The organism is Metabacillus fastidiosus NBRC 101226 (genome assembly GCF_001591625.1).
GTDB lineage: Bacteria > Bacillota > Bacilli > Bacillales > Bacillaceae > Metabacillus > Metabacillus fastidiosus.
Map to the genome: position 1 here is coordinate 1 of NZ_BCVG01000126.1, position 8,394 is coordinate 8,394.

General features: G+C 35.9%; 12 protein-coding genes. 3 read left to right on the plus strand and 9 right to left on the minus strand.

What is annotated here, in order from left to right; translation table 11 throughout:
- Positions 1–80: 80 nt before the first annotated feature.
- Positions 81–290, minus strand: coding sequence for a hypothetical protein (locus BFA01S_RS22595; RefSeq protein ID WP_156483915.1), 210 nt, complete (start codon positions 288–290; stop codon positions 81–83).
- 989 nt (positions 291–1,279) lie between these two features.
- Here BFA01S_RS22595 and BFA01S_RS22600 point away from each other — a divergent pair.
- Positions 1,280–1,432: a hypothetical protein gene (locus tag BFA01S_RS22600; RefSeq protein ID WP_156483917.1), complete on the plus strand. Its 153-nt coding sequence runs from the start codon at positions 1,280–1,282 to the stop codon at positions 1,430–1,432.
- 306 nt (positions 1,433–1,738) lie between these two features.
- On the opposite strand, the gene BFA01S_RS19100 is transcribed toward BFA01S_RS22600, so the two are convergent.
- Positions 1,739–2,260: a hypothetical protein gene (locus tag BFA01S_RS19100; RefSeq protein ID WP_066234597.1), complete on the minus strand. Its 522-nt coding sequence runs from the start codon at positions 2,258–2,260 to the stop codon at positions 1,739–1,741.
- A 174-nt stretch (positions 2,261–2,434) separates the two neighbouring features.
- On the opposite strand from BFA01S_RS19100, the gene BFA01S_RS23535 reads away from it, so the two are divergent.
- Positions 2,435–2,557, plus strand: coding sequence for a hypothetical protein (locus BFA01S_RS23535; RefSeq protein ID WP_268874892.1), 123 nt, complete (start codon positions 2,435–2,437; stop codon positions 2,555–2,557).
- A 628-nt stretch (positions 2,558–3,185) separates the two neighbouring features.
- Here the strand turns inward: BFA01S_RS23535 and BFA01S_RS19105 are convergent.
- The 7 genes from BFA01S_RS19105 to BFA01S_RS19130 form a co-directional block, all read right to left on the minus strand.
- Positions 3,186–3,425 (minus strand): hypothetical protein, encoded by a 240-nt coding sequence (locus BFA01S_RS19105; RefSeq protein ID WP_066234602.1) that lies wholly within the window; start codon positions 3,423–3,425, stop codon positions 3,186–3,188.
- Positions 3,425–3,607, minus strand: coding sequence for a hypothetical protein (locus BFA01S_RS19110; protein WP_066234605.1), 183 nt, complete (start codon positions 3,605–3,607; stop codon positions 3,425–3,427). The genes BFA01S_RS19105 and BFA01S_RS19110 overlap by 1 nt, the downstream gene beginning before the upstream one ends.
- Positions 3,604–3,774 carry a helix-turn-helix domain-containing protein gene (locus BFA01S_RS22115; RefSeq protein WP_082800083.1) on the minus strand — a complete coding sequence of 57 codons (171 nt, stop codon included), beginning with the start codon at positions 3,772–3,774 and terminating at the stop codon, positions 3,604–3,606. Before BFA01S_RS22115 ends, BFA01S_RS19110 begins: the two co-directional genes overlap by 4 nt.
- A 551-nt stretch (positions 3,775–4,325) precedes the next feature.
- Complete coding sequence (locus BFA01S_RS19115) at positions 4,326–4,994, minus strand: type II toxin-antitoxin system PemK/MazF family toxin (RefSeq protein ID WP_235843074.1); 669 nt, start codon at positions 4,992–4,994, stop codon at positions 4,326–4,328.
- Between the two features lie 145 nt (positions 4,995–5,139).
- Positions 5,140–5,604: a hypothetical protein gene (locus BFA01S_RS22605; RefSeq protein ID WP_066234611.1), complete on the minus strand. Its 465-nt coding sequence runs from the start codon at positions 5,602–5,604 to the stop codon at positions 5,140–5,142.
- Between the two features lie 683 nt (positions 5,605–6,287).
- A complete protein-coding gene (locus BFA01S_RS19125; protein WP_328014458.1) occupies positions 6,288–6,566 on the minus strand; it encodes an HNH endonuclease in 279 nt (92 codons plus the stop codon).
- A 44-nt stretch (positions 6,567–6,610) separates the two neighbouring features.
- Complete coding sequence (locus BFA01S_RS19130) at positions 6,611–7,255, minus strand: hypothetical protein (RefSeq protein ID WP_174521612.1); 645 nt, start codon at positions 7,253–7,255, stop codon at positions 6,611–6,613.
- 421 nt (positions 7,256–7,676) lie between these two features.
- Here BFA01S_RS19130 and BFA01S_RS19135 point away from each other — a divergent pair, with 421 nt between their 5' ends.
- Positions 7,677–8,240, plus strand: coding sequence for a recombinase family protein (locus BFA01S_RS19135; RefSeq protein ID WP_066234617.1), 564 nt, complete (start codon positions 7,677–7,679; stop codon positions 8,238–8,240).
- Positions 8,241–8,394: the final 154 nt, after the last annotated feature.

The following is an 8,394-nucleotide window of genomic DNA, read 5'->3' on the forward strand; positions in this document are numbered from 1 at the left end:
TTTAATCCTTTTTCTCTTAATTTCTGTTATCTTTACAAACGATTTTTTAACTATTTTAGATAATTATACTAGACAAGGTTTTACACTTTTGACTTAATCGGGTTTGATACGAGGACAACGTAAGGCATAGAACGACTACCTACAAAGACGAAAATAAAGAAAATCGTCAATGTAAGTAGTAGTTCGTCATACTTAATCTGGGAATTACGAGGTATCCGCAGTGTATCCCTATTAACGAAAGAATTTCTTCTAAACAAGTCTACTGTTTCAAGTAGCCCTGACAGTTTCACTTAGCCCCCAACCTTACGCTTTGGCTTTTCAATTGGTTAATCCATATCCCTTCTTCGGGAACTCAGAAAAGTACAACTAGTTACTTATGACTTGTCCTACACGCTCGTAAGCGTCTACCCTTCCTAACGACAGCACTAAAGTAGCTTTCACTATTCAGATAGTAGTGTAATAGGGAACACCGTTATTCTATCCTATCCCCATTTTATGGCGTTGGCTGGGTCAGTACCTGACGAAATATTTTACTAGGTTTATCGGCAACTCCTAGTGAACAGAATACAAAAAAGACGATATCTCTTATTAACCTGTCACCGTTACAAGTTAATAAGAGATATCGCCTTTATAACCCCGTCTATATTAAATAAATAGTACTGTGAATACTAGTTGAAAAAAAGTATCCTTGGGCTTATAATAAGTGTATCTATTTAGCCCTGTGGCTTCAGGGCTAACATATTAACCAGTGGTAGGACACTAGGTTAAAGATTAAAGTCATTCCGTTAGGAGGTAGGACTCTTAACATATGGGATGGCTTTTTTCATTTCCGTTCGAATTAAGTTATCTATTATTCTACTGCTACAAGTCTGGTAAATCAACAAAAATACTAATTTTTTCATTAAGCTGTACTTCATAGTGGGTAAAAATTTAGCGAAGGCGGCTTACACGATATCAGTGTACTGCTGCAATAGGAGTAGTATGTGATGTTCAATAAGTACCTGTTTATCTGAAAGATCTCGTACAATTTCGTCTATGATAAACAGCATAAATAATTACATAGAAAGCCTCAAATCCCACCATAAAACAGTCGATTTATCTATAAAATAAGCAACCTTTAATTATATCATATTTGTTAATCAGCTAAAACCTAGAGTTGATCAGACATGTTCGACCGTTATCGAGTAGCAAAACATATTTGCACCGTGTTATAATACATTTTAGAACAGATGTATGGGCAATCCTTCCTTAAATAGTAATGGAAGGAGGAAACACTACTTTGCAAATAATAGATTTAATTGATACAGCTATTAGCTTAATAGATTTAGTTCAATCAGATGCCTTTAAAGACACAGGTTTTGTATTCTTAATTTTAAGAATTAATACACCTCAGAAAAAAGGCAAGAAAAAAGGCAAGAAAAAACCGTTCTAATCTACCAAATCAGAACAGTTTTATAAAATACCTTATTTAATTCACTCACCACAAGCAATAAGGCAAGGTAAAACCCACAATTACATCATGTTCTCAAAAACTTAGGTGCTACCAACACCTGAGTTTTTTTATCCTTGTTTGTTTTTCAAACAGTTTTGTCTCAATTAGTAACATTTTTAAGTTCATTATAGTTGATTTAGTTGCGGAATGTAAACATTTGTTTCCCCTAGTTAACCCTAATTAACCCTAGTTTCTCTTAGTTTCCCCTAGTTAACCCTGGTTAACCCTAGTTTCTCTTAGTTTCTCTTAGTTTCCCTTGATTAACCCCTTTGCTTTTAAAATAGTTCTCACAATTTCGTTCATTAAGTCACTTTTATTGCCATGCTTCACACTATCTAGGAAGTCAATAATGTCTTTATCCCAATAAAACCCTCTGTAAATTCTTCGCTCACTATCACCTTCATTTTTTAGTAACAGCTTATCAATAGTATCTAACTCGCTTGTAGCAACAATCTGGTTGCTTGTAAAAGCTATTTTCTCGGTTTTTAATTGCTTTCCACTAGCTTTCAATTCACTATCATTTATACTAGTATTTTCACTATTTTTAGCCTTAGCTTTTCTTTTACTTGAAGAAGAATAATCATATATAGACTGTTCCAGCACACTTTCAGCACCGTCATAAAACCAGCCTCTTTTTCCACTAATAGCATAGCAGCCAGCCTTTTTAAGTGCTTCACGAGTTGGTTTTTCACCGATAGACAGACGTTCCTTTGCAATGGTAGCCAATGGCATGATCCTGGTTAATTCCAGCAGCTCTCTAATTTTCATGAAAACACCTCCTAAACTTAATTATAAAACGGAGGGCATAAAAGATACTAGTCTCATACCAGAGCCTCCTGAGAAGCATTTAAAGGGGGCATAGAGCGCTTTAGAATAAAATACTAGAGTTTAGTGTTGCCGCATCCTATATACTGCCCTCGGCGTGATCAGCGGTGGCTAAGAATGATATCACATCTTACTCCCTCAAAACATTTTACAGAGAGAAAAGAAATTATAGATGCGACGCAGGAGCATCGTGGAGAAGAACTACTGCAGGTAGTTCTTCGAACACCAATTATTAATTAACTTTACCTGTATTCTCCGTTCGCTCCGCTCACTACGGAGGCTCGTACCTCGCCTCGATATTTTAATTGATTACTTTATTATTGTTGGTTTACTGGTTGAGAAATGTACTAATTCGAGGAAACATACCACCCCCCTGTAAAGGGGATGGCGATATTAAGGAACTAATCCTGAGGTATCTTCATGACATTCAAACGTGCCCAGGTGCAGCTTTACCACGTATATTCAAAATAACTCTGTCATGCCACCTAGCCAAAGGCTACTGCGACGGTGTAATACTGGGAATTGTTTCACCCTCTGACGGTGTTCACCGCTCTTACACGGGCTAGTTTTTAACATGTTCTCCTAGTAACCACGGGTAAAGATACTATTAATTTATTGATGGGAACGGCACCCTTAAAGCCAAAAGGTTGTTTCAACCTCACTTTTCCCAATATAAAACTAGCAAAGGTGACCTATAAGATCTGCCGCCCTACATGACATCTCGCAATTCGACCTATAACACTTGCTCGCCCTACATGGGATTTCGGGACTCTGTCTCAGAACAGCAATCTCCAAAACCAGCCCCAAACACCAGGGGAACGGCACATATGTTCAATCCTGAACTTATAGACGCACACCCCCAGCACGCTTAGAGCGACAATACTTTATTAATCTCTTGCTCTGCAAATCCTTTACTCTGTAAATACTGGATAACTGACTGTCGGCACACACGCCAGCCCACAGAGGAATAGTGCCTGTCGTCCTCTTCTGCTGCCACTCTCCCGAGAAACTGTCCTTCTACGAGACTCTTAATTCCCCCAGATGTAAAGAACATCCCAAATCTATCCGTAAGTACTCTGCTTACTTGCTCGATCGTTAAATTCACCATTAGTAATCCTCCCTCATCGAAAGTGCTCGGACCGTACTACGGTCGAAGTAAAGTCTGTTGGCGATAGTCATTTTACTGATTGCTGGATTGGCCACGATATTAAACAGCTGCTGGGCTGAGACCCCTAAGATAGATTTTAGTTCCTCAAAGGAATACAGTTCCTGGTTTACGATTGTTGTCATTCAGCTGCCTCCTCCCCTCTAATAAAGGCTTGTAGATCCTGAGGGAAAACTCTATGTTGTCTACCGACTCGATATGATTTCAAATTCCCTTTCCTCACATGCTGCCATGCCGCCAGCTTTGATATCTTCAGTACTTCAGCCACTTCAGCCAACGTAAATAATTCCATATAAAATCTCTCCTCTTATCGTTGTAATAACAATATAAGAGACTCATATTCAATTCATAACAAACAAAGGAAATGATAAATTGCTATAACTTATTAACTCTTCTGCTTACATGCATGAAATTACTGTATTTTCAAAGGTTAGGGGGAAAACGAGGCCAAGGTAATAGCTGCACAAAACGATATTACCTGCATCTTCTGTCTAATAAATGAAGGTACATCCTTTTACAAGACGTACACTTGAAACATCTCAGATTTTTTCCCACCGATCTGACGAACCTTACTGCTGATCAAGAACAAAAATCAGTTTTTGTCGGCACCCAGTGGGGTCCATTAATAACATTAAAAATGCCGCTAAAAAGTAAAAAGACCCTTCTGTTTACAGAAGAGTCTCTCTAATGTTGAGCCATCACAGCTCGATAACTATGGTTCGGGTCATCACAACCCTAAATTCTAATGTTGAGCCATCACAGCTCTTTCGCAATTAGTATTACCTAATGCTACTTCTTCTAACCTTAATATATCAAAAATAATAATAAAGTCAATATTTTAACCTATTTCACTGGTACTAAAACAATATCATTTAATTTTTCTGATACCTTATGCTGTATATCCTGTTGGTTCAAATAATTATCAATCGAAAAATCCTTTTTTATTGCTAAAACATTAGTGTAAAAATGTCTTATTTCCTCTTTTGTCTCAGCAACATTTCCTCTTTCGTTAATAACATTATATGTTAAATTAATTAGTTTATTTACACAGTAGTGAAAAAAATTACTTTTATGATATTCACCAATAGCATCAACATCATTTAAATTAGAAATTCTTAAATCTGCTAACTTATGAACTATTTCTCCAAAGAGAGAGGGATCAATTGGACATTCAATAAAATTATCAGTACCATCAGGATTTTTACCGTCTTTTACCTCTTGGATACGGTTAGCAGCTACCGTTCGAACTTGATCTAAAACAACATAGGAAGGAATTGAATTCCCATGTTTATCCTGAACTAAGCGTTTAGGTAATTTTGGTATTACCCCTATATTTAATTTATTTTCCCCTACACCAGATTTTTTCGAAGTAAGAGAAACAATAGTTACTGTCCTTTTATCTTTACCCTTATTTAACACTATACTTAAATGATTATCTCCAAACTCATACGGCCGTACTGGATTTAAATCAGCAAAATATACATATCCAACTTTTATATCTGAGTATCTCAAAGACATATTCCCCCTTATTATGTAAATAAACATTAATCTACATTTTTATTAATATCTTATCAAGATTAATAATAAAATAATAAAATAGTAAACTTGTAAAATTCAAAATGCTAATGCTCTCTCTTCAAAAGAGCATTAGCCATTTTCATTTTTCATATGAGAAATCTACTGTAAATACTATCCCTATCAAGTTTTCTTTAATTACATGAGTAGCTTTAATCCCGACACTAACAATAGTCATTGGAGGAGCTAAATCTAAATAAAAATTGTGAATATAATCTTCTTGTTCATCTTCTACTTTTTCTTTAGATTGCTCGTTTAATGCAGAAACGGTTACTACAATTTTTTGATTTGGATTATTAGTTCCTTCTTCTTTATCTAATAATTCCATAGCTAAACGAACAGCTTCTTCATCATATTGACTTCTAACTGGGAATGAAGGAGCCACTCGGCCGTTGATCTTCCCTTCATATACCATTTGAGTTTTCTTTACTAAAACTGGTGTAGTCCAATGCTCAAGACCAACTCCTACACGATATTCTGTTAATGGTGGATGCCCACCTGTGGCAGGAACATAAATTAATCTTTCAGGAAAAAACTTTGTTGCCATTTCCCAAACCTCATTTCTTATAAATTTATATTTAAAGTAAATTCAACTTTATCCCCTTTTAGTTTTCCTATAGAATTTCTAATTTCATTCTAAATGCTTTCTAAAGAAATTCTAAACGATTAACAACCTCTTTGTCAAACATTAATTTCATAAAAATGGATGAATTCACATATCACCTTTGTTAAATTATGTAAAATAAATTTATTGAGCTAAAGGACAAAACAAGAGAAAATGGGAGATCGTACTTTTATTTTCTGAAGGTGCTTTTCGGGTTATTTTCCAACATGAAAATCCCGGAATTCGGCTAAAAATGGCTAAATTCCGGGATTGACTCGATTTCTAGCTTTGTAAATTGGTAGGATAAATATATGAGATCAGTGTTTTTATATGTACCAATCCATACCCTATCACATCCCAACGCGACTAATCACACCGTGAAGTCCAATACTCATCAGTAGCAAGTCGGACAAATTCTTACTAGACAAAGGAAAATACATTAAGTTTCTCCTTTGTTTCGTTCCTTACCGTACCGCACCTCACCTTGCCTCTCCGCACCAGACCGTACCGCACCTTACCGTACCGCACCTCACCAGACCTCTCCACACCTTACCGTACAGTCCTAACTCATCAGCGATAGGGTGGACAATCTCCTATCGGACATAGACAATACGATAATGTAACGTCTATGTTTCGTTATCTAATTCATGGTCTTCCCATACAAGTGATCTCCAATTAGGAGGAATAATCCCTTTAGCAATAGCCTTAGCTCTCATTCCGGAATGTCTTAAATCGGCTCGTAAGACATGACAACGAATACAGAGCGTTCTCAAGTTATTATCTTCATTTGTTCCTAATTTTCCACTTTTAATATGGTCAATATGACATTTGTTCAACCCTACAAGAACTTTACAACGAACGCATCTTTGATTATCTCTTAACCAGATTCTCTCGCGTGTAATCATCCAAATTTCTTTGGGTTGACGTTTTTTAGGCATAATAAAACCTATTAACCAACCTTCTTGGTTTTTCCCTTGCCTTTAGTTTGAGTTGGAAGACTATTTTTGTACTCTTCGAAAGTTTGAGTTTCAACAGATAGTACCTCAAATCGACCGTATCCAATGGAACGACCATCAGCTAAACCAACAAGCATTCCTGCATCATGCAACACAGCTTCAATTTGATGCGTAGCAACCAATGTGTTATCCCAAACAATATCAAATTCCGTTTCCCATCCTGAACTTAAAGCCACACGATAACGAACATTACGCCCTTTTGTAGAAGGATTTCGTACAGAACGAATATCTAGATAAACCGGTTCATTTTCATCTTGAGTAATTTCTTCTGGTAAATAAGAGTTAAAGTAAACGCGATTTGATAGCACTTGAAGCGTCGCTGATAATTTCGATTGAATAGACCCACGACCTGATTTTGTATGTTTAGCAGCTTCTCTCATACAGCCAAAAACGTAAGAAGGATCCACATATAAACGACCATCTTCATCTGCTGTATATGTTCTTTTCCATTCTTCAGGGTCATTACCAGCCACACCTGTTCTTTCTCGACGCTCTAAAGATAATGTTTCTGTTGTGAATACATGAAAAAATAAAGGTTTTGTTCCTATAATTTTTACTTTCGCGTGTATTAAAGCCATGTAAAATCCTCTCCTCTTTCTATAAGATTATTAAAGTCTTTAAATTTAAATTGTTATGGTAACAGTTTGATCAATATTTGAAAAATATATTCATATTTTTGTATTTTTTTTAAAAATTGGCTTTAAAAAAGGAAATGAGTAAGTAAAAGGTGCTTTAATTTAATAAAAAATTAAACAGATCTTCCATTAAGAGATCCTTTTTTGCTGCCAATAATGTGTTTTATGTTAACAATCATCATTTTGTAGACAAGTACAATTTGCAATGGAAATTATCCATCCCACACAAGGCAGTCTTTTTTATATCTTTAAGTGTCATAACTTATGAGTATTGACACCATTTTATCGATACAGTATTATCAATATATCAGAAGGTGTCATAACTTAGTGTCATAAGTAAAAAAATAAAAGGGGACAACTCATAATGAAATACGGCTATGCAAGAGTAAGTACAGCTAATCAGGATTTACAGTCGCAATTACAAACACTTAAAGCAGAAGGTTGCCATAAAATATACTCAGAAAAATTCACCGGTACTAAGACAAACCGCCCACAATTCCAAAAACTGCTCTCTTTACTTAAACAAGGTGACACATTAGTAGTCACTAAACTAGACCGCTTTGCTCGATCATCCGAAGATGCAATTCACACTATCAAGGAATTATTTAAGCAAGGAATAAAAGTTCATGTTCTTAATATGGGTTTGATTGAAGATACACCAACTGGTAGATTAATACTGACAATAATGAGTGGATTTGCCGAATTCGAAAGAGATATGATCGTGGAACGTACACGAGAAGGTAAAGCCATTGCTAAACAACGTGATGACTTTAAAGAAGGCCGCCCCAATAAATACAGTAAAAAACAAATAGAACATGCTCTAAAGCTATTGAAAAGCCATTCATATAAAGAGGTAGAAAACATGACTGGAATTAGTAAGAGTACTCTTATAAGAGCTAAACGAAAAATAAATAAAGAACTAAATTAAAGAACCCCAACCTGCTCGAGACTTAAATCAACAGCAACAGTACCAAGCAAGAGAAAGGAAACAACTGCCGCCCTACCGGTTGCCTACCGCTACCCGCTCCGGGACTCCTTTCCCCATCCAAAACAAAATACCCTAGATAGTAAATCTAATATAA

What these genes read in the sequence shown, in the direction of transcription:
- BFA01S_RS19100 (WP_066234597.1), bottom strand. Translation starts at nt 2,260, where the DNA reads ATGAAAATTAGAGAGCTGCTGGAATTAACCAGGATCATGCCATTGGCT.
- BFA01S_RS23535 (WP_268874892.1), top strand. Translation starts at nt 2,435, where the DNA reads ATGATATCACATCTTACTCCCTCAAAACATTTTACAGAGAGAAAAGAA.
- BFA01S_RS19105 (WP_066234602.1), bottom strand. Translation starts at nt 3,425, where the DNA reads ATGGTGAATTTAACGATCGAGCAAGTAAGCAGAGTACTTACGGATAGA.
- BFA01S_RS19110 (WP_066234605.1), bottom strand. Translation starts at nt 3,607, where the DNA reads ATGACAACAATCGTAAACCAGGAACTGTATTCCTTTGAGGAACTAAAA.
- BFA01S_RS22115 (WP_082800083.1), bottom strand. Translation starts at nt 3,774, where the DNA reads ATGGAATTATTTACGTTGGCTGAAGTGGCTGAAGTACTGAAGATATCA.
- BFA01S_RS22605 (WP_066234611.1), bottom strand. Translation starts at nt 5,604, where the DNA reads ATGGCAACAAAGTTTTTTCCTGAAAGATTAATTTATGTTCCTGCCACA.
- BFA01S_RS19125 (WP_328014458.1), bottom strand. Translation starts at nt 6,566, where the DNA reads ATGATTACACGCGAGAGAATCTGGTTAAGAGATAATCAAAGATGCGTT.
- BFA01S_RS19130 (WP_174521612.1), bottom strand. Translation starts at nt 7,255, where the DNA reads ATGGCTTTAATACACGCGAAAGTAAAAATTATAGGAACAAAACCTTTA.
- BFA01S_RS19135 (WP_066234617.1), top strand. Translation starts at nt 7,677, where the DNA reads ATGAAATACGGCTATGCAAGAGTAAGTACAGCTAATCAGGATTTACAG.